Source organism: Paenibacillus paludis, assembly GCF_042610515.1.
Taxonomy (GTDB): Bacteria; Bacillota; Bacilli; order Paenibacillales; family Paenibacillaceae; genus Paenibacillus_AQ.
Genome location: NZ_JBGJZP010000005.1, coordinates 346,595 through 371,467, shown reverse-complemented (window position 1 = coordinate 371,467; position 24,873 = coordinate 346,595). Strand labels below are relative to the sequence as shown.

The following is a 24,873-nucleotide window of genomic DNA, read 5'->3' as shown; positions in this document are numbered from 1 at the left end:
ACCATACGTTTTTGAGGAGGATCGCTTTTATTATGATTCGCAGAAAAGAATTCGATAAAGATCTGGAAGAACTACGCAGCCTGCTGCAGCAGATGGGCGAGCATGTAACGGATGCTCTGGAAGGTGCAATCGTAGCTTTGCAGACTCTTGACACCGTACGTGCACAAGAAATCGTCAAAGCCGATTTACGGCTGAATGCCATGGAAGACAGAATAATGGAAATCGGTTCGCGGCTGATTATCACCCAGCAGCCCGTAGCCAAGGACCTGCGCCGAATTATTGTTGCGTTCAAAATATCCAGCGATCTGGAGCGTATGGGCGATTTGGCACTGGATGTTGCGAAGGTTACGCTGCGCATTCAGGGCCAGCAATTGATCAAACCGCTGGTGGATATTCCGCGGATGGCTGAAATTGTGGCCGTCATGATCGACGAGGCGATTCAATCCTATCTGGATGAGAACACCGATCTGGCGTACAAGATGGCCGAGGATGACGACCAGGTCGATCATTTGTACAGTGCAACGATTAATGAACTGTACACTTATATGGTCGAAAAGCCGGAATCGCTGAATCAGGCGATGCTGTTGACGCTGGTTGGCCGCTATATCGAGCGGATTGCCGATCACGCGACCAACATCGGCGAAAGTGTGGTTTATCTCGTAACAGGCAAACGCCCGGATCTGAATCAATAACGAAGGCACGATTGAGCCGGTGCTGGCTGACCTTGTGCAGCAGCCCCGGATGAATTTCGCGTGTACCTACTAAGCAGCAAACTCCTGTACTGGAGGCTTGCTGCTTTTTTTCATTTTTATTTGGAAGTTAAGAGGTTTTTGCAAGGGTAATAATGGAAATCCTACATTAAATACATAAACTTCGGGCGCTTTCTCTATTTAGCGGGCGGGAACTTGCTTTACCGGTAGAATCCGCAGTTCATTTCGGATGTCTTGGTTCTTTTTTGAGCGGGGCATATGTTACTATGTAGGGAGTAAGCAAGATAAAGGCGAGGTGCTATAGTGGACAAGTTGATACTAATCGATGGAAATAACATCATTTATCGCGCATTTTTCGCCATGCCGCCGCTGACGAATACGGCGGGGCAGCAGACAAATGCGGTATACGGATTTACGACGATGCTGCTGCGTTTAATAGAGGAGCATAAGCCGAGTCATCTGATCGTTGCATTCGATGCCGGGAAGATTACATTCCGGCATGAAGGGTATGAGGATTATAAGGGCGGCCGTCAAAAGACACCGCCAGAGCTCTCCGAGCAGTTTCCGATGCTGAAGGACCTGCTGCGTGATATGGGGGTGCCGCAGTTTGAGATTTCCGGTTACGAAGCTGACGATATTATCGGCAGCATCTCGCGTGAGGCTGATGAAGCCGGACGCCAGGTAATGATCGTGTCCGGGGACAAGGACATGCTGCAGCTGGCCTCGGAGTATACAACGGTGGCACTGGTCCGTAAGGGCGTTACAGAAGTCGAGCTGTACGGACCGCAGCAAATTCGCGAGAAATACGATCTGACGCCAGAGCAGATCATCGACCTTAAGGGGCTGATGGGTGATGCCAGTGATAACATTCCCGGAGTGCCTGGCGTAGGCGAGAAGACCGCACTTAAGCTGCTGCACCAGTTCGGTTCGGTCGAAGGCGTGCTGGCCGGAACCGGCGAGCTGAAGGGCAAGATGAAAGAGAAGCTAGAGGAACATGCGGACAGTGCCGTGATGAGCAAGAAGCTGGCGACGATTTACCGCGAGGTTCCGCTGGAGCATGCCTGGGAGGATATGGAATTCACCGGAATTAAGGGGGATACTGCCGGCCCGGCACTCGCCAAGCTGGAATTCAAATCCCTGCTTGAGCGCCTGTCGCTGAGCGCTTATTCGCCCAGCAGTGATGGAGCTGTAGAAGCGGTTGAAGCTGCCGTCCTGGATATTACCATCGTCGGTGAAAGTGAGCTGGAGGACTTGATCTCCGCTCTCCCGGGCATTTCCGCGCTGCATGTGGAATCAAACGGTGAGAACCCGCACCGTGCAGAAGTGATTGGCCTTGGCTTGTCTTCGCCGGAGCGGCATTACTTCGTGCCGTTTGCACTGCTGCAGAGCCATGCCGCAGCTCCGCTGCGGGCCTGGCTGGGAGACAGCAAGGCACCGAAGAGCGGTTATGATCTGCACCGCGCCGATCTGGCGCTGCATTGGCAGGGGATTCCTTTTGCCGGAGCAGCCAATGATGTGCAGCTTGCTGCTTATCTGCTGGATCCGACAGAAGCGAATCAGAACTTGAATGATCTTACCGCCAAATATGGCCTGCCCCGCTTATCTCCGGATGAAGAGGTGTTCGGCAAAGGCGCCAAATATAAAATACCGGAGCTTGAAATCCTCGGCAATCATGTGGCGCGCAAAAGCGCTACCGTGCTTGGTATCGTCGAGAAGCAGCAGCAGGAGCTGACCGAGACGGCAATGACCGGACTGTTCGAAGATCTCGAAATGCCGCTGTCGCGCATTCTTGCCGATATGGAAAAACAGGGGATTGCCGTCAATAAAGAAGATCTTAAAGAGCTGGGGAAAGAATTCGAAGCCCAGATTTCCAAGCTGGTTGCTGAAATCTACGAGATATGCGGAACCGAGTTCAACCTGAATTCGCCTAAGCAGCTCGGGGAAATCCTGTTTGTGAAGCTGGGTCTGCCTGTCGTCAAGAAGACCAAAACAGGCTATTCCACCGATGCCGAGGTGCTGGAGAAACTGGCCCCTTATCATGATGTGGTGCGTCTGATCCTGCAATACCGCTCGATCGCCAAGCTCCAGTCCACCTATGTAGAGGGGCTGCTCAAGGAAGTCTCCGAGGTGACCGGTAAGGTGCATACCTTCTACCGGCAGACCATTGCCGCAACAGGAAGGCTTAGCAGCCAATTTCCGAACCTGCAGAACATTCCGATCCGGCTGGAGGAAGGCCGCAAGATCCGCAAGGTCTTTGTACCGTCCGAACCGGGCTGGTCAATTCTGGCGGCTGATTACTCGCAGATCGAACTCCGCGTGCTGGCACATATTTCCGGTGATGAGCGGATGAAGGAAGCTTTTCTGCATGATATGGATATTCATACCAAGACAGCGATGGATGTGTTCGGAGTCACGGCCGACCAGGTCGACAGCAACATGCGCCGGTCCGCCAAGGCGGTTAACTTCGGCATTGTGTACGGCATCAGTGATTACGGACTGTCGCAGAACCTGGGGATTTCCCGCAAGGAAGCATCACATTTTATTGAGCAGTACTTTGAAGTATATGAGGGTGTACGCCGCTACATGGACGATATCGTGCTTGATGCCCGCAAGCAAGGTTATGTAACCACGCTGCTGGAACGCCGCCGCTATCTGCCGGAGATCAATGCGAAGAACTTTAATCTGCGCTCATTTGCCGAACGTACGGCGATGAATACCCCAATTCAAGGGACGGCTGCAGACATTATCAAGCTGGCTATGGTCCATATGGACAAGGCGCTGTATGAGCGCGGGCTGAAGAGCCGCATGCTGCTGCAGGTGCACGATGAGCTTGTTTTCGAGGTGCCGGAAGATGAGCTTGAGCTGATAAAGGAACTGCTGCCCAAGGTTATGGCCGGCGCGCTCAAGCTCTCTGTGCCGCTGAAGGCAGAGGTAAGTTATGGAAGTAACTGGTATGAGGCGAAATAGACTCCCCGCAGGCCCGGCAATTCCGGTATAATGGAGGAGAGGTGAGCCATTATGCCGGAATTGCCGGAAGTAGAAACAGTCAAGAGAACACTTAATGAATTAATTAAAGGCAAGCAGATAGAGAATGTCACCGTCCGGCTGCCGCGGATTATCCAGCGTCCGGACGATACTCAGGCTTTTGCCCATATGCTGGCAGGCCATAGCGTGGTTCATGTGGAGCGCAGAGGCAAATTTCTGCGTTTTGTATTTGACGGTTTGGTAATGGTCTCCCATCTGCGGATGGAGGGCCGGTACGGTCTTTTCCAGGGAGATGAGCCGCTGGACAAGCATACGCATGTCATCTTCCATTTCACCGACGGCACCGAGCTGCGGTATACGGATGTGCGTCAGTTTGGTACCATGCATTTGTTCCAGCCGGGCGAGGATCTTCTCCTTAAGCCGCTGAGCAAGCTGGGGCAGGAACCGCTTGATCCTTCCTTTACAGTGGAGAGATTCAAGGAAATTGTCTCCGGTAAAAACACCAAAATCAAACCGCTGCTGCTGAATCAGGAATATGTGGTCGGCATCGGCAATATTTATGTAGATGAGGCGTTGCATCGCGCCGGAATTCACCCTGAGGTGAGCGCGAAGGCGCTTACGGAAGAGCAGTTGAACAAGCTGCATCATGCGATTGTGGCAACGCTGACTGAGGCGGTGAATGCCGGAGGCTCCTCTGTGAAGTCGTATGTCAACGGCCAGGGAGAAAGCGGCAGCTACCAGCAGCAATTGCTCATTTACGGACGTAAGGACCAGCCCTGCGCCACCTGCGGTACTCTCATCGAGAAGAGTGTTGTAGGCGGCCGGGGCACTCATATTTGCCCAAGCTGCCAGCCTTTGGCTGCGGCAGTTAAGTAGGGCATCGCACTAGAGTAAGAGATGATTTACAGGCATTATACACCTCTGCTGTTCATGCTGCTGCAAAAGTAAGGCACCGACAGTTTGTCCCGCCCATATACTGTGTGAAGAATGCTCAATAAAGCGAACGGAGCCCGCGGAACGTTCCGCACGGGCTGCCGGTTCTTCACGGGAGGGATTGCGGGTGCTCAGCCCCTTGTTTTCATTGCTGCTGCTGGCTTTTGCCCTGAGCTTGGACGGTTTTGGTGTAGGCATTACATATGGACTCCGCAAAATGAAAATACCGCTGCTCTCCATTATGATTATCTCGCTTTGCTCGGGGATAGTCATTTGTGTCTCTATGCAGGTCGGTGTACTGCTGGCGAAGGTGATTTCACCGCAGGCCGCTTCAAGCATCGGCGCGATTATTCTGGTCTTGATGGGCTGCTGGTCCCTCGTCCAGATGCTGATTCAGAAGGAGAAGGAGCACAGTCCGGGAGGACGGGAGACAGGAACCGTACTGCTGTCGGGAGTGGCTTCCAAGGGGGAGGCTGCAACTGCTGACCTTGCAGATACGACTGCGGATTCTGTGAGTGAGATCGAAAAAGACGCGCAGAAGGCGGCAGTCTTTTCACTGGAGCTCCGCCATCTCGGGGTGGTCATCCAGATTCTCCGTACGCCGTCTTCGGCCGATATGGACGCCTCCGGGAGCATTTCCTCCATGGAAGCGATGCTGCTCGGAATAGCACTGTCGCTGGATGCTTTCGGAGCGGGTCTTGGGGCTGCACTGCTGGGATTCAGTCCGGTATCCACCTCACTTATGATCGCCCTGTTCAGCGGAACCTTTCTGCTGCTGGGCATGAGAACAGGTCTTAAGCTGTCTGGACGTTACTGGATGAAGCATGCTGCCGTACTGCCTGCGTTAATGTTAATTGCAATGGGAATAATGAAGCTATTATGAGGTGAGTACATGATTATGGGCTTAACCGGAGGTATTGCTTCCGGAAAAAGCACCGTGTCCGCACTGTTTGTGGAAAAGGGAGCAAGACTCGTGGACGCTGATGCCATCGCCAGAGAAGTCATGCTCCCGGGACATCCGGTGCTGGCTGCAGCTGTGCTGCATTTTGGAGAAGGAATCCTGCTGCCGGATGGAACACTGAACCGCACCAAGCTGGGGGAGATCGTTTTTCATGATCCGGAAGCCCGGCAGGCGCTGAATCAGTTGACGCATCCGGCGATTCGCCAGGAAATCAAAGACCGTATGAACACAATGGAACAAGAAGACCCGCAGCGGTTGATTATTGTAGATATCCCTCTGCTGTATGAATCGGAGCTGGACAACCTTTTCGGGCAAATTGTGGTCGTCTATGTTCCACGGGAGGTCCAGTTGGACCGGCTGATGGAGCGCAACGGGCTGTCTCTGGAGCAGGCCCAAAGAAGACTGGATGCCCAGCTGGATATTGAACTGAAGCGCAGCAGAGCGGACTACATCATCGACAACAGCGGTACTCATGCCCAAACTGAGCAGCAGGTTGCCGTATTGTGGGACAGGCTGGGTCTATGATGAAATGGCTGCGTAAAAAAAGAGTGCTGCTCCTGTTATTCGTTGGATTCACTGCAATCCTGTTCTTGAGTACCAACTGGATGTCCTGGTTTTATCCGATTTATTATAAAGCAGAAATTCGTGAGCACAGTATTACCTACGATATGGACCCGTTCCTTGTGGCAGCCATCATCCGGGTGGAAACGAACTATAAGACCGGCCGGGAGTCCAAAAAAGGCGCACTGGGACTCATGCAGCTGATGCCGGATACGGCGAAGTGGGCGCTTGAAAAGGCCAAGCTTCCGGATGTCTCGCTGCAGCAATTGAAGAGGGAGCCATCGGCTAACATTGAGCTTGGAACCTGGTATTTGTCATCGCTTTCCCGCCAGTTTGATGGCAACCGCACGGCTGTGATCGCGGCCTATAACGCAGGCCCCGGGAAAGTGAAGAGCTGGCTGGAAAAGGGCGATTGGGACGGTACAGCGGCATCCGTGAAGGATATCCCGTTTGGCGAGACCCGGCATTATGTGCAGCGAGTCATTTATTACTACGACCAGTACACGGAGATTTACAGCGAGTTCTAAGGGAGAAGACTGTATTTATACGAAAAAAGAAGCATTAAACAGCCTTGTGGGCCGTTTAATACTTCTTTAGGCAAGCTTATGGGGACAGGTTATTTGTATTGACCTGCCAGTGATTGCTCAGCCAGGGTTACAAGACGTTTAGTGATGTAACCACCGATCGAACCGTTTTCGTAAGAAGTTTTATTGCCTTGGTATCCATCTGGGGAGAGCGTGATACCTAGTTCTTGGGCAACTTCATATTTCAGTTGTTCCAAGGCACCGCGTGAATTTGGAGCTACCAGGTTATTGGAGCTGTTGTTTTGGCTCATTGCTGTTCACCTCCTATCGGTTGGTAACTGTATTATGTGCCGGACATGGCATATTCATAACATCAAATAAACGGTGTTTTCTGGAAATAAAATCAGCTTACCGGCAGCCGGCGTATTGCCGGACCGGAAAGCGACCATTAAAGCAAAAGGAAGTGACTTAAGGCTTATGAAATGCCCTTACTGCGATCACACGAATACGAAAGTGCTTGACTCGCGTCCGGCCAACGAGAATAAGTCCATCCGGCGCAGGCGGGAATGTGAGCGCTGCAGCAAGCGGTTTACCACCTTTGAGATGATTGAAGAAACTCCGCTGATAGTGATCAAAAAAGACGGCAGCCGCGAAGAATTCAGCCGCGACAAAATCCTGCGCGGCCTTATCCGTGCCTGCGAGAAACGTCCCGTCTCCGTAGAGCGCCTGGAGTCCATTGTCTCCGAGGTGGAGAAGTCGCTGCGCGGCATCGCCTTAGCCGAAGTGGAGAGCCGTCAGATCGGCGAGCTGGTCATGGAGCAGCTCTACCCTGTCGATGAGGTCGCTTACGTCCGCTTCGCCTCCGTGTACCGCCAGTTCAAGGATATCAACATGTTTATGAAGGAACTAAAGGGACTGCTCTCTAAAAACACCGAGGAGTTTGAGGGGTTGTAGAAGCAATTTGCACACCCCGAAAAACTTTTTTTGAAAAAGTGTTGACACCGAAGGCGATTTTTTATATTATATAGAAGTCGCCTACGGAACTTAAACATGACGAAGCGATGGGAGCTAACAGCTCAGTCCGGATTTTAGAATACATAGTTGTAGTTCTAAATCAGCCACATGGGGCCATAGCTCAGCTGGGAGAGCGCATCGCTGGCAGCGATGAGGTCAGGGGTTCGATCCCCCTTGGCTCCACCAAATTTCATATGGACTCTTAGCTCAGTTGGTAGAGCAGTAGACTCTTAATCTATTTGTCCAGGGTTCGAGCCCCTGAGAGTCCATCACAGAAGAAACGGCAGAAATGCCGTTTTTTTGCTGTTTATGGGAGTTGGAGGAATAAGAGAGAGTGGGGGTTTCTGAGCTGCAAATGCCAACGGCAACAGCCCGCTCGTGCATCCAATCCGGAGCTCAACCTGTGAACCCCAGTTGTTAAAGGTAAACGCCAACTGCCTAGTCCAAATCCCCAAACGTCAAATGCTAATGCTGACTGCCACTCCCAACACTGTATGCCAAGGTCGACCACCAGTTACGATTGGCTGGCTGCCCGCTAACTCCGAAATCCAACTTCAGACTAACCACTGCTACCCTGAATTCCTTGCGGACTCCACAGACTTTATTTTCGCTAATCAGCATATATTGCAGAGCTAACGGACCATACTGCGCTTATCCCCCTCCATCAGGCAATATTTCATATGAACATCAGCTAATAACTGCATCTGAGTCCGTAAGATAGACGAAACAGCGTTTCTTGGAGAAATAAAGGCTCCCCGGTCCGTAACGATTCACTCGACTCCTCCATCACATAGGCTGCTTGCACATCTCCCAGTGTCCTCCTACGGAGATTTTCAGTATTTTGCATGCGAGCTTCTCGGTAGGTTTTCAACTTTCGTTACCAGGAATTGTTTACAGTTGTCCTTCCTTCACTTGTCAATAAACGATGGAGGCTCAAAAATCATATTGACTTTCTGAAATTGAGTGGATACAATGATACCTACAGGAAACACTGTTACCATAAATGCGCTTTACTTAACTTTCAAAAAAATCGAAAAATAGTTCTGAGTTTTGGTAACAGTGTTTCCATAGTATAACATAGTATCAAAAAGGAGAGCACCACTATGACAAATAAGGGGATAAGAATTAAGAATCCGGGTAATCAATCTGATCTTCCAGGGAGGACAATACGATGAAAGCTATACAACTGACAAACGGCTTCGGCTTTGAGGAATTAACCATGACGGAAATCGACAAACCAACGCCAGGCCCTAAGGAGGTGCTGATCCGCATGAGGGCAGCTTCTCTCAATTATCGGGATCTAGTGGTCCTCGGCGGATTAATGCCGATCGAAGTTAAATTCCCCTTCATTCCATTATCAGACGGAGCGGGAGAAATTGTAGCCATTGGACAAGGCGTAACTAGATTTCAGGTCGGACAACGAGTAGCAGGTAATTTTCAACAGCGCTTCATTGGCGGCAACCCAAGACCAGGGGTGTTAGAAGAAAGTCTGGGAGGTCCGTTGAACGGAGTAGCGGCCGAGTATGTCGTTCTGCATGAAGACGGAGTCGTCCCTATTCCCGATCACCTCACTTATGAGGAGGCCTCCACCCTGCCGATCGCGGCATTAACCGCATGGAGCATGCTAATCGAATACGGTGGTTTGCAAGCGGGTGATACTGTGCTGCTGCAAGGAACAGGCGGTGTCTCCATCTTCGGGCTTCAATTCTCGCTTATGGCCGGAGCACGAGTCATCATCACGTCGAGCAGCAACGACAAGCTGGAACGAGCAAAAGCTCTTGGCGCATGGCAAACGATCAACTATTCGGAGGTTCCTGATTGGGATAAGGCAGCGTTAGAGCTGACTGGCGGCGTCGACCATGTTCTGGATGTTGGAGGAGCGGCAACGATGGGGAAATCCATAAATGCACTTCGCACTGGAGGGACCGTGAGTATGGTCGGGTTCTTATCGGGCTTGACCATTCCGGAATACGATGTCTCCAGCATCTTGCACAAAGCCGCAACGGTTCGCGGCAGTCAAGTCGGCAACCGGGATCACTTTGAAAAGATGAATCGGGCGATTGCCCATCATCGTTTACATCCCGTCATCGACCGCGTATTCCCTCTAGAACGAATTGGAGAAGCTATCGCGCTCTTGGCTGAAGGAAAGCAATATTTTGGTAAAATCGTAGTCCAAATCTAAAATCTCTCAAAAATGATACAGGAGGCGCTCTAATGCCCAATAAACCAGTTAACTCCGTTAAATCTACTGAAAGCGTGAATCGTCCTAAACGCTCACTGCGTGCTAGGATATCTAGATGGGTTCTATCACTGCTTGCGGTGCTCGTTGTAGGATTACTCGTTTTCTTACTTTATCCTTCACCGGTCAAACCGGCAAAATGGTCCGCACCGACGGCTCCCTCTTTTGAGGAAGCGGGTCCGTGGCAACAGAACAACAAACTCAGCTCGGCTCAGCTAGTTACTGATGCCCCTCAATTCCCGGAATTCATTACATTCGATAAAGAAGGCCAGCTATATACAGGAGATTCAGACGGGAAAATTTACAGGGTTCCTTTCGATGCAGAGGGCAATCCGCAAAAAGCACAACTGTTTGCAGACACCCAAGGAACGCCTAATGGACTTATATTCGATGCCAAAGGCGATTTGATCGTTACGGATGTCCAGAGGGGACTGCTGTCTATAAACCCATCCGGGAGCATAGAGGTATTGGCCGATCAAGTGGACGGCAAGCCGATCTATTTAGCTAATGAGCTTGATATTGCCAAGGACGGCTCCATTTATTTCTCCGATACTTCTAATTATGGTAGAGTGACCTTCAAGGAAATGGCCGAGAACAAGCCGCATGGACGTTTGCTGAAGTACGATCCAATGACCAAGAAGACGACCGTTCTGTTAGAAGGCCTCTATTTTGCAAACGGGGTTGCCTTGTCTGCGGATGAAGATTTTGTGCTTGTGGCAGAATCGTATCATTATCAGTTGACCAGATACTGGCTCAAAGGACCGAAGGAGGGTACATCTGATATTTTCGCAGACAATCTCGCAGGCTTTCCAGACAACATTACGCGTGATGACCAAGGTCATTTCTGGGTCGGTATCTTCACGACTCGCCTTTCTTTTGTAGATCAGATGCATAGCAAACCTTGGTTGGCCAGTACCATGGCCAAAGTGCCGCAGTCGCTGCTTAACGGCGCAAGCGCACCGGTGAAGCATGGGCTTGCTGCGGAGTTCAGTCCGCAGGGAGAACTTATCGGAAGCTGGCATGATCCGGAAGGCAAAGTGTATGGCGTAACTACGGCTGCAAGCCATAACGGATATTTATATATAGGAACGGCACCTGGAGGCAGCAAGGGCGTTCATCGCGTGCTTTTAACAAAATAAGGTTGGAGTCTGGGAGGGTGCAAAATGAATCTGGATGATTTGGAGCTATCTTGGAATGAGAAGGAGAGTCTGACCGGTAAAGTGGCCTTGGTGACAGGCGCCAGCAGCGGAATCGGGGCATCGATCGCCAGGAAACTGGTAAAACGCGGCGCCCATGTGACTGTAGTGGCACGTCGGCAGGATCGATTGGATGAGCTGGTTCAGGAATTGCATAAAGAGGGATTGTACGAGGTTATGGCGGTACCTGCTGATATTCAAAAGGCTGAAGAAGTACAGCATGTGGTCAATGAAACGATTAACCGCTGGGGCCGTCTCGATATTATAGTTGCCAATGCCGGATTCGGGTATCGAAGTCCATTGGTAGAAGTGGATCTGGAAAGATGGGAGGAGCTGTACAAGACGAATGTACACGGTCTAATGTTGACGCTGCACTACGGGCTTCCGCCAATGCTGGGTCAGGGTAAGGGAGATGTCATCATCATCTCCTCCATTGCCGGCAAGGAAGTGATTGCCGGAGGAGGTCCATACAGCGCTACCAAATATGGCGTTAACGCCATAGCGTCTGCATTACGTTTGGAGACAATCGATCAGGGGATTCGCGTTACGACGATTCAGCCCGGGGCGGTGGCAACGGAATTTTCTCAAGTGGCCGGATATTCCGAGGATGAAATACGCGCGTTTGCTTCGAAAGTTCTGCCGTTACATCCCGATGATGTTGCAGAGGCGGCGCTTTATGCATTGGAGCAGCCTGAGCACGTCAGCATTCCGGAACTAACCATTATGCCTTCAAGGCAAGCCCAGCGGTTCAAATAAAAGGATGTCCAAATAGTAATAAAAGATCCGTACCAAATTTGGCAACGGATCTTTTGTTTTTTTAGATAAGATTAATAAAATAGAGCGAAGCGCTCCTTCCATCGGGTATGAATTATCTAGATATTTATTGTCATTAGATTTTTTGCTAAAGGGAAAAACGATCAATCCGAACAAGCATTTTCATTACGAACATGCTGACTATAGTATTTGCAGAGAGGATTAGAGTGAGCTGGTTTACTATTCCGGTAAATATGAAGCAGATCTGGGTAGTGCCCCTGACCATTACGCCAGAGCGTATCGCTGGCAGCGCCAGGCACCTTAACCCGAACAATCACCCCCACCCGAACTTATTACAACAGACCCCATTGGACAATATGAGGCTGTCTCTCGAAAAAAAAGGCGGTTTATAAAAGCACTTCTCAGGGGCATCTTATAAGCAAGTGAGAGTAATACAGTAGAGGGATAAATACACTCTATAATCTCTTGAAGGGATACCCTTTAAATTCTGCCGTTCCAAATTGCAGAATACAAACTGTTCTTAAGATAACGTTTTCAAGTAAGATGGAGCCATAACCAGCTGAGTTGCTTCACACCGATACTAGTATCACAAACGAGGGAGACCGATGAGGGAATATACGATCGTCAATATTTTATTAAGCAGAAAGGTTCCGGTTAAGATGGGCGAATTAATTGCGGAGGTCGGGTTGTCCGAACGGACGGTCCGTGATATTATCCGTTCGCTCGACAAGACCGGAGAAGCGCACGGGTTTCAGATCCGAATGATTCGTGGTCAAGGCTATCAGCTTGAGATCAAGGAGCCGGAATTATTCCAGATTTACCGGGAGAAGGGACTGCTCCAGAGCGATCAGGTGGATCTGGACAATAAGCAGTCACGGCAGCAATACCTGCTGTTCTACCTCCTGCAGAGCGACAGCTATCGGTCAATTGATAAGATGGCAGAGGAGATAGGTGTCAGCCGCTCCACCATTATTTCTGATTTGAAGGAAGTGGAGCAGAGATTGGGCGCGTTTCGTTTAAGCCTGGCCCGCCGTGCCCATTACGGAATGAAAATTGAGGGAGACGAGAAGGATTTCCGCAAGGCGTTCTCCTATTTTATCCTGCAATCCAGCCAGACCCTCCAGCAAACCGAGGATTTCCATGCTTATGGGCGGGAATTTGATAGGGAGAGGCTCACGGCCTATCTTCTGCAGGTGCTGAAGGATAAGGAACTGAAAATTTCGGATGTATTCCTGAATAATATTGTCACCCATCTGTTTATTCTCCTATACCGGGTCTCAAAGCATAATTATATCGTACCCGGACAAGCGATGCTGGGCAAGCCGGAGCCGCTGTATCACGATATAGCAGAGAGAATTGCCAAATGGATCGAGTCCAACTATGAGATAATGCTACCTCTGGTTGAAGTGGATTATCTGGCGCTGCATATTTCGGGCAAAACGATTATGGAGCGAATGTCAGACGAGACCAAATCGCAGCTGCGTCAAGGTATTAACGAGATTTTGCAGCGGCTGGATGGGGAGTTCCTCACCGGCTTCAATAAAGACCATTCCCTGCAGGAAGCGCTGCTTCTGCATATGTTCCCGCTACTGAACCGTCTTTACTATAATCTTCAGTTGGGAAATCCGCTCGTAGAGGATGTTTACAGCCAGTATGCCAATGTGTTCGTGATCTCTTTCCGGTTCGCTGAGATTATTGAAGAGCAATACGGGTTCAAGATGTCCCGGGACGAAGCAGGGTATGTCGCCCTTCATTTCGCTGCACATCTTGAACGGATGCAGCAGCGCAATCTGGAGCAGTTCAAACGTATTGCTGTTATTTGTTCGACGGGTGGAGGCAGCGCACAACTCATTCGCCTGAAGCTTGAGGCAGTATTTCCCAAGGCGTCCGTTATCACAGCTTCCATTACCGAGCTTAAGGAAATCAGCAGCAGACCGGTTGATCTGATTCTGACCACGGTGCCGATTGATACAGAAATGAATGAGAAACTGGTCATTCATATTAAACAGCTGCTGGATGACCAGGAGATTCAGAGGATCAAGGAGATTTTGTCGCTGCAGATGGGCCATACACAGCCGTCCCATAAGCTGATGGATTTCAAGGACTTATTCCGCAAGGAGCTTTTCCATACGGACGGGCCGGATGATTACAAAGAACTGCTGCAGCAGCGCTGCCGTGAGATTACAGACTTTCATTATGCCGCTGAGGATTTCCCTGAGCAGGTACTGTTTCGGGAGAATAAATTTACAACCATTTATAAAAACGGCATTGCCGGTCCACATCCAATGCGGATGAGCGCCATCCGCGACTGCATCAATGTAACTGTGCTGAAAAAACAGCTCTTGCATGACGGAAAGCCGGTACAGCTAATCTTTTTGATTAATTTGCGCCCGGGGCAGTTGTTCCTGCACAAAGAAATCAGCAAGCTGCTGCTGGTACTGATGGAGAAAGAAGATAGCAGGAACCGGCTGCTGGCCGTTAATAGCTATGAGCAATTTATGATGGAGATAGAGAACCTACTATAAATATCAGGAGTGAAGAAACCATGGATTACGAACAAACAATTATGCAGATTATAGCGAGCAGCGGGGAAGCCCGGAGCCTCAGCCTCAAAGCGGTTCGCACAGCACGCGCAGGGAACCTTGACGAAGCAGAAGAAATGATCAAGAACGCGAAACTGAGTCTTACCAAAGCGCATAAAGTCCAAACGGGTCTGATCCAAGCGGAAGGCCGGGGCGAAAAAACAGAAATCACGCTGCTGATGATTCATGCACAGGACCACTTGATGAATGCTCTTACGGTTCGTGAGCTGGCCGTGGAACTGATTGAAGAAGTTAAGGAGCGCAAAGCGCTGGAACAACAATTGAAAGGTTTGGTGAACTGAAGATGAAAAAGATTCTTCTCGCCTGTGCAGGAGGCTTCTCGACAAGTATGCTGGTGGAGCGCATGAAGGATGCAGCACGCGCCAAGGGAATAGAGGTTATCATTGATGCTGTGGCGGAGAGCGATATTGCTGATCAGGCACCGTTTGACATTATTATGCTTGGGCCGCAAATGGGCCATGCCGAAGGGGATTTGGCTGCCGAATATCCTAGTATCCCGGTAACGACAATTGAGATGATGGCTTATGGCATGATGGATGGGGATAAAGTACTGGAAACAGCAATTGAACTTATGGAGAAGGGGGCTTAGTTCATGTCAAGCGGGGCAGAATGGAGGGTCAAAATCCAGAAAGTCAGTACCAAGATTCAGAAAAATAATTATATCAGTGCTATTTCCAACGGGCTGATGGCTTTGATGCCGATATTGATCCTGGGTGCGATATTTTCCCTGATTAATGCTTTGAAGCTGGAGCCTTACCAGAACTTCCTGGAAAGTTCCGGCCTGAAGACGTACACTGCGATTCCGGCTACGATAACAACCGATTTAATCGCTTTGTATGCGGTGTTCTCCATCGCTTACAATTTTGCGGTACAGCTTAAACAACAGGGATTCTCGGCAGGAATTCTCGCGCTGATGAGCTTTCTGCTGGTTACTCCAAAGGGGCTCCTGGACGATGGCGCCACCAAAGCCTTCGGCTACTCCTGGCTGGGAGCCAAGGGGCTGTTCGTAGCCATTATCGTAGCCCTCATTGTCGGCAAACTGTATACTTACCTGCTGGAGAAAAAAATCTATATCAAGATGCCAAAGGGTGTTCCGCCTACTGTTGAGAAATCCTTTGCCGCATTGACTCCGGGTTTCATTATTGTTTTCGTGATGCTGATCCTGACAGCGATTTTCGGAGCGACGAAATATGGAAATATGCATGAATTTGTCTTTTCCATTATCCAATTGCCGCTAACGAGTCTCGGTGGTACGTGGTGGGCGATGCTGATCTGTATTTTCTTAATCCATTTGCTGTGGTTCTTCGGTGTTCACGGCACATTGGTGGTTTACTCCGTAGTAGGACCGATCTGGGTAGCGCTTGGACTTGAAAATCTGGATGCTTACCAAAGAGGTGTAGAAGGCACTCATATTATCGGTTCCCCGTTCTTCCCGGTCTATGTGCTGATTGGTGGTGCGGGTGCAACGCTTGGCCTGATTATTGCCATGCTGTTCGCCAAGTCTACCCGGTATAGAACGCTGGGCAAGCTTGCAATTATTCCAAGTATTATTGGAGTTAACGAGCCGGTCATCTTCGGGATGCCGCTGGTGCTTAACGTGCGTTTCATGATTCCGTTTATTCTAACACCACTGGTGAGCAGCGGATTGGCTATTCTTCTGACTTCGATCGGAATTCTGCCGGTTCTGCACGGTATTCAAGTGCCGCTTGGTATTCCGGTGCTGGTTAATGGCTGGATGAACGGAGGCTGGCGCGTATCCGCGTTCCAACTGGTAATGATCGGGGTAAGCTTTGCAATTTATTATCCATTCTTCAAAAAAGCCGATTTCGAAGCCTACGAGCTGGAGCAGCAGGCTGAGTCTAAGACGGCGGCCGCAGTAAACTAAATGAATAAGGGAGGCTTATCCGATGCCTAACCAGTTTCCGGAGAATTTCCTGTGGGGCGGAGCGGTTGCAGCCAACCAGGTTGAAGGTGCGTATTGCGAGGACGGCAAAGGGCTGTCTACTGCAGATGTGGTCAAATATGTTCCGCCGGGACAGCGCAAAGCTCTTGAGCATGCTCTCAGCATCTCCAGAGCGGAGCTTGCTGCCGCCATCTCGGATACGCAGGAGGGGAATTACCCCAAACGCAGAGGGATCGATTTCTATCACCGTTACAAAGAAGACATTGCCTTATTCGCAGAAATGGGTTTTAAAGTGTTCCGGATGTCGATCTCCTGGCCCCGTATATTTCCAAACGGGGATGAGAAAGAGCCGAATGAAGCTGGATTACGCTTCTATGATGATGTTTTTGATGAGTTGAACAGATATGGCATTGAGCCACTGGTTACGCTCTCGCACTACGAGATGCCAGTGGAGCTTGTTACCCGTTACAACGGGTGGGAGTCACGCGAACTGGTCGAACTGTTCGTCCGTTATGCGGACACGGTCTTCCTGCGCTATAAAAACAAGGTGAAGTACTGGCTGACCTTTAACGAAATCAACGCAGTAATCCGCTTTCCGTTTCTGGGGGGAGGTGTGCTGACCGAAGGTAAAGAGAATGAGAAGCAGGCTGCGTTTCAGGCGCTGCATCACCAGTTCATTGCCAGTGCTCTGTCTATCAAGCGTGCAAGGGAGATTAATCCGGAGTTGCAGGTAGGCTGCATGCTGGCCCGCAAACTGATCTATCCGTATTCCTGCCATCCCGGGGATGTGCTGAAGGCACAGGGAGAGAACCAAATGGCCCAGTTCTGTTCCGACGTTCAGGTCAGGGGATATTATCCGTCATACATCAAACGGCATCTGGCTGATTATAAAGTAAGCATTGAGATGGAGCCGGGGGACGAAGCTGTTCTGAAGGAGAACCTGGTTGATTTCCTGTCTTTTAGCTACTACATGTCCTCAACGGTCAGTACGGACGAGAGTATCACAGAGCGGACAGAGGGTAATCTGTCGTCGGGTCTGGTGAATCCGTTCCTGAAGACCTCAGATTGGGGCTGGCAGATTGATCCGACCGGTCTGCGGGTTGTCCTTAAAGAGATGCATGACCGTTACCAGATCCCGCTTTTTGTTGTCGAGAACGGTCTCGGTGCTGCAGATGTTATTGAAGCGGACGGTACAATCAAGGACGATTACCGCATCGAATATCTGGCTCAGCATATCGAGCAGATGGCCGAGGCCATTGCCGACGGTGTAGAACTATTGGGCTACACGAGCTGGGGCTGCATTGATCTGATTTCAGCTTCCACGTCAGAGATGCGAAAACGCTACGGCTATATCTACGTCGATCAGGACGATGAAGGTAACGGCTCCCTGGAACGCATACGCAAAAAAAGCTTCTATTGGTACAAGAAAGTCATCGCCTCCAGAGGGACCGATCTAACAAATCATTAAATTGGAAAGTCTGGCAAAGATACAAAAACCGTTCCTAGGCAGAAATGTCTGGGGGCGTTTTTGTGCGCTTGCTGTGTTTAAGTTAGTGAACGTATGTCGTAATATTATATATAATTTGTCGTGTTTTCCTATTAAAAAAAGCGACTCAGATATGTTACCTTATAGTGGGATGTCAGAATACTATATGTTGGAGGTTATAGCAAATGAGCATTGGCATTGGTCTAGTCAGCTTTTGGCATGTACATGCTTGGGACTATGTTAAGCAAGCGCAGGCGCATGAGGATACGTTTATCGCTGCAGTATGGGACGAAGACGCGATAAGAGGACAAGAAGCGGCTGCAACGTTGAAGGTTCCTTACTTCGAGTCTCTCGATGATATGTTGGCTCAGGAAGATGTTAACGCTGTCATCGTGGATGCGCCGACAAACATTCATAAGGATGTAATAGTGGCCGCCGCCAAAGCAGGCAAACATATCTTTACCGAGAAGGTTATCGCTCCAACAGTGCAGGAAGTTGATGATATTATTACCGAGGTGAATCGGAATCAAGTGAAAATTACCGTATCCTTGCCGCGATTGAACGACGGATACACTTTGTCCATTTTGGAGTTGATTAGCGGGGGGCTACTGGGGGAGATAACGTATGTCAGAGTTCGCTTATCCCACAATGGGGCCATTGCCGGCTGGCTGCCTGAGCACTTTTATAGTAAGGAACAATGCTCAGGGGGTGCTTTGATCGACTTGGGATGCCATCCTATGTATTTAACCCGCCTATTTTTAGGTCGGGATGTGACCGGTGTAAGTGCCAATTTTGGATATATCACAGGGAAAGACGTGGAGGACAATGCAGTAGCAACCCTGTTTACTACTTCGGGGGCGATCGGTGTGGTAGAGGCCGGATTTGTGAACAGCCATTCGCCGTTTACCATCGAGGTTCACGGAACAGAAGGAACTCTGCTCTTCGGAACGCCGGAGGATAAATTACTTCTTAAGACAAATAAACCTGAGGGTACCGCGAATAGCTGGACGGAGATTCCAATAAAAGATAATCACGACAGTGCCTTTCATCAATGGGTCAATCATATACAGAGTGATACTTTTGCTGATAATAATGTTCAGACTGCCATAGAACTGACCAGATTAATGGAAGCTGCAAATCGCTCGGCAAAAGAAGGACGGGTCATCCCGTTAGCAGACGCAAGGTCATGATCTACCATACGATGTCTCAAAAGTCAGATTTGCTGGAGAGACTCGATATTACAGTTCAATGGGGACATTATGAGATTGTTGTACTCAGGTTCCATTTAACCTCATTCCCGGCCGGAAAAATCATAGATTTCCATAATCATGCAGAGTTTGAGTTTCACTTTATTCCTAAAGGTAAAGGGAAAGTAATTCTCGCTGAACAGGAGTACCCATTATCGCAGGGTATGCTTTATTTAACGGGTCCGGGTGTGATGCATTACCAGGAGGCTGACCAGGAAGAAGCCATGGACGAACTTTGCCTCCATATTGATATTAGACAGAAAAGCAGAGCAGAAGTGGATCCGTGGGAGGTAGCAGAAGCGGAAGAATGTATCGACAAACTGCGGAAACTCCCCCTCATTCCAATTCATGACCGGCATCATGCCATGAATTGCTTTCTGGAAGCCTATGAAGCTTGTGAGGATAAGTTCACCGGATATTATACAGCCATCAAACAGTTTGTAATCAGTATTTTGTTAAAAACAGCAAGAGCATATGATCCGGAAGGGATTAGAGCGGAAGCGCCGGTGCGGGATATGCTGACTTACAGATATGAATACGCCATTCAGTATATCAGGGCTAATTATTCCGGGGCTGTCACGCTGGACAATGTTGCAGAAAAGCTAAAAATCAGCTCCAGACAGCTGCAGCGGATTTTTAATAAGGTCAATCCTGATCAATCCTTCTCCCAGATTCTTGAGAATATCCGTTTGGAAGGTGTCTGCCGCAAGCTGTCGGAGGGCAACCAGCCGATTGAACAGATTGCTCAGTCTGAAGGTTTTACGAATGCCAACTATTTGCATAATGTTTTTCGCAAGCGGTTAGGAATAACTCCCGCGACCTATAGAAACGGGAAACATACGATAAAGTGAGGATGATAGATATGAGTAAAGTGTATCGGTTAGGCATAATCGGGTGTGGTGGAATCGCGAACGGGAAGCACCTGCCAAGTTTAAGCAAGCTGAACAATATTGAAATGGTTGCGTTTTGCGATATCGTTCAGGAGCGGGCTGAAGCAGCAGCACAACAATATGGAAGCAAAGACGCAAAAGTCTACACTAATTATCAAACATTACTTAAAGATGGCACACTTGATATTATTCATGTGCTTACTCCCAATGAGTCTCATGCGGAAATCTCTGTCGCTGCGCTGGAAGCCGGCAAGCATGTCATGTGTGAGAAGCCGATGGCCAAGACTGCAGCAGAGGCCAAAAGAATGGTCGATGCAGCCAAGCGAACAGGAAAAAAACTAACGGTTGGGTATAACAACCGCTTTAGAGAGGATAGTCTATTTCTGAAAAAGCTCTGCGAAGCAGGAGAATTAGGCCATATTTATTACGCCAAGGCGCATGCCATCAGAAGAAGAGCAGTACCTACCTGGGGCGTTTTTCTTGATGAGGAGAAGCAGGGTGGAGGACCGCTCATCGATATAGGAACGCATGCACTTGATCTGACCTTATGGATGATGGACAATTACCAGCCCAAGGTCGTCTTGGGAACCAAATATCATGAGCTGTCCCAGCGGGAGAATGCTGCAAATGCCTGGGGACCCTGGGATCCCGCCAAATTTAAAGTGGAGGATTCGGCGTTTGGAATGATTGTTATGGAGAATGGTGCAACGATCATGCTGGAATCCAGCTGGGCCCTGAACTCGCTGGAGGTTGATGAGGCAAAATGCAGCTTGAGCGGAACGGAAGCCGGCGCGGATATGAAAGAAGGCCTGCGGATTAACGGAGAACAGCATGGCCGCTTATATAAAAATGAGATTGAGCTGAACGCAGGTGGAGTAGCATTCTATGATGGCACACAGGAAAGTGCGCCTGACCTGGAGATGAGAAAGTGGATTGAAGCGGTTGATCAGGATAAGGAACCGGTCGTAAGACCTGAGCAGGCATATGTAGTTTCCTTGATTTTGGAGGCACTTTATGAATCCGCGCGCACAGGGAAAGCCGTTTACTTCGATTAAAGGAGAAGTTGGCGTCAAGAGGTGTTGACAGAACGTTATAGTTGGAAGTCATCAGGGCGATCAATGAAGGCAATTAAATAGATTGAACTTAAAAACTTGAGATAAAAGCAAGGAGCAACGGAGGGGATTTTGGAACTGGAGGAGCGGTAGTGTCCGCCTTTGTCTTCGGATTTCTACCGCCAATAGCGGTTAAGATCAAGAAATTCTTACGACAACAGCGGCCGGAAGTCCAAATATTCACCGTAGTTGCGACTGATCTTGTACTCTAAAAACCTTAAGTTTTAAATATGGGAATGGCTTGCAATAAGCCTGAACGGAATTTTGGCGCCTTATTACATGAAGGCGCTTTTTTCCGTTACAATAAATGAAACTTTCACCAAATTGAACAGGGGGCTGAATGGGATGAAAATAGTGGTGGCTGATGATGAACCCAGACACCTTCGAGGAATGGCGAATTTAATCAACAATCTGCGTCCTAACGTTCGAGTCCTGGTTGCAAAAGACGGGTCCAGCGCGTTAGAACTTGTCAGATTGGAGCGTCCGGATGTTGTGCTGACGGATATCCGTATGCCCAATATGGACGGGCTTACATTTTTGCAGCAGCTCAAAGAAGAAGAACTTCAAACGAAGGTTGTGATGGTGTCAGCTTATAATCTGTTTGAGTATGCCCAGAATGCCGTTCGCCTTGGTGCATATGACTATCTATTAAAACCTGTAGAGGCAGAGAAGGTAGAAGATGTATTGCGGCGTATAGAGCAGGAGCTGCTCACAGAATCGATGTTGAACCTGGAAGCAGAGGCGTTGAAGTTACGCCTTCACCATACTTCCTCAGCTTATAGAAACCGCTTATATTTAACCTGGCTAAACGGTAGCTTAACGACTCTCGAGCGGGATGAACTGGATACGTATGATTGGCTGCAGGGTGGCGGCGTGGTTATTTTCTCAGAGCTCAGAATCCGCCCGGGCCGCCATGACAATATTGAAAGCGCCAACTTCCTGCGAAGCCTGGAGCAAGGATGGATGGCAATGGGGGAAGCTGTTACGATTCCTTTGAATGTACTTCTGGAGGATGGATTCCAAGCCGTCACAATTATCCGTAAAGCCACCCTTACCCCGGAGAAAAGAAATGAGATTCGTGCCATCGCTTCCGCTCTATCCTCAGAATGGGAGAATTCGGGTCAGCTTACCCACGGAATAGGGCTGGAATGTAAATCATTATTGGAACAAGCACCGCAAGCTTACAGGGCAGCCCAAACCGTAAATAAGTTTAACTTTCATGACTGCTGGAAAGGGATTCTGTTTCAGGATGAGCTGCGTCTGTCTCAGTATCTAATGATACTTGACGTGGAGAAACTCTTTGAAGCTCTCCAGGGAAATGATGCGGACATAGCTATAGAAATGTGCATTGGAGCGCTCAGAGCGCTATCAGATGATGGGCATACGGAGCCGATTATTTTAAAAGAAAATGCCTCGCTTCTGCTTATGAAGGTTAAAAGCAGGATGGGGAATATCGTTGACCGCCAGCTTGGGGATTTTCTAGCAAAAACGATGATTATAGAAATTCAAGCTTGTGGATCTTATACAGAATTGATTGCGCTTGTAGAGGCTACTCTACAGAAGGTTCATTATGCATTACAACAGGTACGGCTGGATAAAAACGAAATTATCGTTACGAGCTGCTTGAGTTGGATTCAGGAAAATCTGAAGGAAGATTTGTCTCTTGAACGAGCAGCCGCACACTTTTCTTTTAATACTTCCTATTTTAGTACATTGATTAAAAACCGTACGGGAAAAACATTCTCCGATCATGTGGCGGAAGCCAGAATGAGGCGGGCTAGATTGCTGCTGTCCGCGAACAAGCTCAGAATATATGAAATCTCCGCAGAGTGTGGTTATCAGGATACCAAATATTTCTGCAGGGTGTTTAAGAAATACAATGGAATCTCACCCGAAGCGTTTAAACACACTTCACTTCTACAGAGGAGAAATGAGGAATGAAGATGACATTTCGATCCCGATTGTTTGTCAGCTATATCTTTCTGATCGGAATTCCACTCCTCATTTTGGGGTCTCTTTTCTATCGAACCAGCCTGCAGGTCGTGACGGAGCAAGCGCAAAAAAATGTATATGAGATTGTCAGAAAAAATAATGAGATTATGGACACTAAGCTGCAGATCATTGATCAGAATAGCCAAGCAATGTTCATAGATAAGGATTTATTCAAAATTTTTAACCAAATGGATCCCCAGAACGAAGTAGAGCTGTTTGAAGCAGACCGTCAGTTAACCGCCGTACTAAGTAAATATTTTTCCAACAATGAGGATGTGTATGCTTACCAGTTGTGGACTTCCTATTTTACTTTCGGCCAGTTGCTGCCGCAAGGAGATCCTACACAATCGGATATATACCGCAAGGCACAGCAGGCAGGCGGGAAATTGGTATGGTACCCTACATATGATTTTGTTGATATGTTTAATCAGCCCTACTTAGAGTCCGGCAATCTGGATTTCCGCCATTTATTTTCTGCGACCAGACTGCTTGATTTCTCTCTGCTGAACAATACGACACTCGAGAAGATGGATGCTCAGGTGGAACGACCCATTTTAGCAATAAGCTTTAAAGCGGAAGCTTTGAAATCTCTATATGACGAAAGTATCCCCGAAGGCTCGGATTTTCTGGTGCTGGATGAGGATCAAAAAGTCGTTGCAAGCAGTGAACCAGGGAAAATCACACAAACCTTCTCGGACTCATGGGTAGAGGAACTGCAGCAGGAAAGCAGCGGTGCGCGAAGTATGACACTGGAGGGCAAAGCCGTAATCGTCTGCTTCGATCGTTCGGAAGTCACGGGATGGATATCCATTGTATGGATGCCGGAGTCCTCACTGGTTGGCAGTTTGTTGCAAAGCATCGAGACATCTATTATCCTCCTCGCCGCTATTATGGGGCTTGTGGCGCTCATTTGTGCTTTTTTTATCGCAGGCAGGATTACCAAGCCCATTAAGAAGCTGCTGGCTGCCATGAGATCCGTAGGTGGAGGGGATTTTCAAAAGCAAGTTGATGTTGGAACAAATGATGAGTTTGGCATACTTCTTCAGCGCTTTAATAAGATGAACGACCGGATTCGGCTATTGGTTATAGAAAATTACGAAATTAAATTAAAAGAACAGGAAGCCGAGATTCTAGCGCTGAGTATGCAAATGAATCCTCACTTTCTGTATAATACGCTCAACGTAATGAACTGGACGGCTATTGAAAACAATCAGAAGGAATTAAGCAAAATGCTGGTCAATTTATCCAATATGCTGCATTATACTTCACGGAAAGACTGGAGAGCTGTTCATTTGTCGGAGGAAATCAAGTGGATGAACAACTACTTCTATATTATGTCCGTTCGCTTCGAGGACAAGTTCACTGTACATTATGAGATTGAACCGAAGCTTTACGAGTACAAAATGCCCAGACTTCTATTTCAACCTTTTGTTGAAAACGCTGTCATGCATGGCTTCGATCAGATAGAAGCAGGTGGAATGATCTGCATTCGTGGCTGGATCGACAGCGGAAAACGCTATTATGCCATTGAAGATAATGGTAGAGGCATGAGTAATGACACTATCGATGAGATTTTATACAAGGAATCCACTTCGATAGGCATTAAGAATACCATTGCACGTATTCAAATGACTTATGGTGACAGCTATGGTGTGGCCATTAACTCCTTGCCGGGGAGAGGCACCATGATAGTGATCACCTTACCACTGAATACCTAATAATAATCCACCAATCCAAAAAGGT

21 protein-coding genes and 2 tRNA genes are annotated in these 24,873 nt (G+C 48.8%); 22 read left to right on the top strand and 1 reads right to left on the bottom strand.

Translation table 11 applies throughout. The features are described from left to right. Positions 1-32: 32 nt before the first annotated feature. The 6 genes from phoU to ACAN56_RS12495 all read left to right on the top strand — a co-directional run bounded on the left by phoU (position 33) and on the right by ACAN56_RS12495 (position 6,677). The gene (gene phoU / locus ACAN56_RS12520) at positions 33-692 is read left to right on the top strand and encodes a phosphate signaling complex protein PhoU (protein WP_038588969.1); all 660 of its coding nucleotides are present in this window, start codon (positions 33-35) and stop codon (positions 690-692) included. A gap of 321 nt (positions 693-1,013) precedes the next feature. Further along, positions 1,014-3,677, top strand: a complete 2,664-nt coding sequence (gene polA / locus ACAN56_RS12515; protein WP_379143112.1) for a DNA polymerase I — start codon at positions 1,014-1,016, stop codon at positions 3,675-3,677. A gap of 51 nt (positions 3,678-3,728) precedes the next feature. Next, the gene (gene mutM / locus ACAN56_RS12510) at positions 3,729-4,571 is read left to right on the top strand and encodes a DNA-formamidopyrimidine glycosylase (protein WP_038588975.1); all 843 of its coding nucleotides are present in this window, start codon (positions 3,729-3,731) and stop codon (positions 4,569-4,571) included. 184 nt (positions 4,572-4,755) lie between these two features. After that, positions 4,756-5,511, top strand: a complete 756-nt coding sequence (locus tag ACAN56_RS12505) for a manganese efflux pump (protein WP_340899457.1) — start codon at positions 4,756-4,758, stop codon at positions 5,509-5,511. A gap of 9 nt (positions 5,512-5,520) precedes the next feature. Further along, positions 5,521-6,114, top strand: a complete 594-nt coding sequence (gene coaE / locus ACAN56_RS12500) for a dephospho-CoA kinase (RefSeq protein ID WP_379143109.1) — start codon at positions 5,521-5,523, stop codon at positions 6,112-6,114. Further along, positions 6,114-6,677 carry a lytic transglycosylase domain-containing protein gene (locus ACAN56_RS12495; RefSeq protein ID WP_379143244.1) on the top strand — a complete coding sequence of 188 codons (564 nt, stop codon included), beginning with the start codon at positions 6,114-6,116 and terminating at the stop codon, positions 6,675-6,677. The genes coaE and ACAN56_RS12495 overlap by 1 nt, the downstream gene beginning before the upstream one ends. 89 nt (positions 6,678-6,766) lie before the next feature. Here ACAN56_RS12495 and ACAN56_RS12490 read toward each other — a convergent pair whose 3' ends face one another. Further along, a complete protein-coding gene (locus ACAN56_RS12490; RefSeq protein ID WP_038588982.1) occupies positions 6,767-6,985 on the bottom strand; it encodes an alpha/beta-type small acid-soluble spore protein in 219 nt (72 codons plus the stop codon). Positions 6,986-7,151: 166 nt separating this feature from the next. Here ACAN56_RS12490 and nrdR point away from each other — a divergent pair, with 166 nt between their 5' ends. The 16 genes from nrdR to ACAN56_RS12410 all read left to right on the top strand — a co-directional run bounded on the left by nrdR (position 7,152) and on the right by ACAN56_RS12410 (position 24,848). Continuing rightward, positions 7,152-7,628, top strand: coding sequence for a transcriptional regulator NrdR (nrdR, locus tag ACAN56_RS12485; RefSeq protein WP_038599232.1), 477 nt, complete (start codon positions 7,152-7,154; stop codon positions 7,626-7,628). Positions 7,629-7,798: 170 nt separating this feature from the next. Next, positions 7,799-7,874: transfer RNA gene (locus ACAN56_RS12480), tRNA-Ala, on the top strand. Between the two features lie 10 nt (positions 7,875-7,884). Beyond that, positions 7,885-7,957 (top strand) — tRNA-Lys (locus tag ACAN56_RS12475). A 902-nt stretch (positions 7,958-8,859) separates the two neighbouring features. After that, positions 8,860-9,870, top strand: a complete 1,011-nt coding sequence (locus tag ACAN56_RS12470) for a zinc-dependent alcohol dehydrogenase family protein (RefSeq protein ID WP_038588986.1) — start codon at positions 8,860-8,862, stop codon at positions 9,868-9,870. A 32-nt stretch (positions 9,871-9,902) separates the two neighbouring features. Continuing rightward, the gene (locus ACAN56_RS12465; RefSeq protein WP_038588989.1) at positions 9,903-11,066 is read left to right on the top strand and encodes an SMP-30/gluconolactonase/LRE family protein; all 1,164 of its coding nucleotides are present in this window, start codon (positions 9,903-9,905) and stop codon (positions 11,064-11,066) included. Between the two features lie 24 nt (positions 11,067-11,090). Beyond that, positions 11,091-11,879: an SDR family oxidoreductase gene (locus ACAN56_RS12460; RefSeq protein WP_052091968.1), complete on the top strand. Its 789-nt coding sequence runs from the start codon at positions 11,091-11,093 to the stop codon at positions 11,877-11,879. A 623-nt stretch (positions 11,880-12,502) separates the two neighbouring features. Next, entirely contained in the window at positions 12,503-14,422 is a 1,920-nt protein-coding gene (locus ACAN56_RS12455) for a BglG family transcription antiterminator (RefSeq protein ID WP_038588992.1), read from the top strand. Positions 14,423-14,442: 20 nt separating this feature from the next. Next, positions 14,443-14,781, top strand: coding sequence for a PTS lactose/cellobiose transporter subunit IIA (locus ACAN56_RS12450; RefSeq protein ID WP_038588994.1), 339 nt, complete (start codon positions 14,443-14,445; stop codon positions 14,779-14,781). A gap of 2 nt (positions 14,782-14,783) precedes the next feature. Then, positions 14,784-15,089: a PTS sugar transporter subunit IIB gene (locus ACAN56_RS12445; RefSeq protein WP_038588997.1), complete on the top strand. Its 306-nt coding sequence runs from the start codon at positions 14,784-14,786 to the stop codon at positions 15,087-15,089. A gap of 3 nt (positions 15,090-15,092) precedes the next feature. Next, positions 15,093-16,385 (top strand): PTS sugar transporter subunit IIC, encoded by a 1,293-nt coding sequence (locus ACAN56_RS12440; RefSeq protein ID WP_038588999.1) that lies wholly within the window; start codon positions 15,093-15,095, stop codon positions 16,383-16,385. 22 nt (positions 16,386-16,407) lie between these two features. Beyond that, positions 16,408-17,871 (top strand): glycoside hydrolase family 1 protein, encoded by a 1,464-nt coding sequence (locus ACAN56_RS12435; protein WP_038589001.1) that lies wholly within the window; start codon positions 16,408-16,410, stop codon positions 17,869-17,871. Positions 17,872-18,074: 203 nt separating this feature from the next. Beyond that, entirely contained in the window at positions 18,075-19,079 is a 1,005-nt protein-coding gene (locus tag ACAN56_RS12430) for a Gfo/Idh/MocA family protein (RefSeq protein WP_379143102.1), read from the top strand. After that, on the top strand, positions 19,076-19,987 hold the full coding sequence (locus ACAN56_RS12425; protein ID WP_379143100.1) for an AraC family transcriptional regulator: 912 nt from the start codon (positions 19,076-19,078) through the stop codon (positions 19,985-19,987). The genes ACAN56_RS12430 and ACAN56_RS12425 overlap by 4 nt, the downstream gene beginning before the upstream one ends. 11 nt (positions 19,988-19,998) lie before the next feature. After that, the gene (locus ACAN56_RS12420; protein WP_076110634.1) at positions 19,999-21,081 is read left to right on the top strand and encodes a Gfo/Idh/MocA family protein; all 1,083 of its coding nucleotides are present in this window, start codon (positions 19,999-20,001) and stop codon (positions 21,079-21,081) included. Positions 21,082-21,483: 402 nt separating this feature from the next. Beyond that, on the top strand, positions 21,484-23,079 hold the full coding sequence (locus tag ACAN56_RS12415) for a response regulator transcription factor (RefSeq protein ID WP_379143097.1): 1,596 nt from the start codon (positions 21,484-21,486) through the stop codon (positions 23,077-23,079). Beyond that, entirely contained in the window at positions 23,076-24,848 is a 1,773-nt protein-coding gene (locus ACAN56_RS12410) for a cache domain-containing sensor histidine kinase (RefSeq protein ID WP_379143095.1), read from the top strand. Before ACAN56_RS12415 ends, ACAN56_RS12410 begins: the two co-directional genes overlap by 4 nt. The last annotated feature ends 25 nt before the right edge of the window (positions 24,849-24,873 follow it).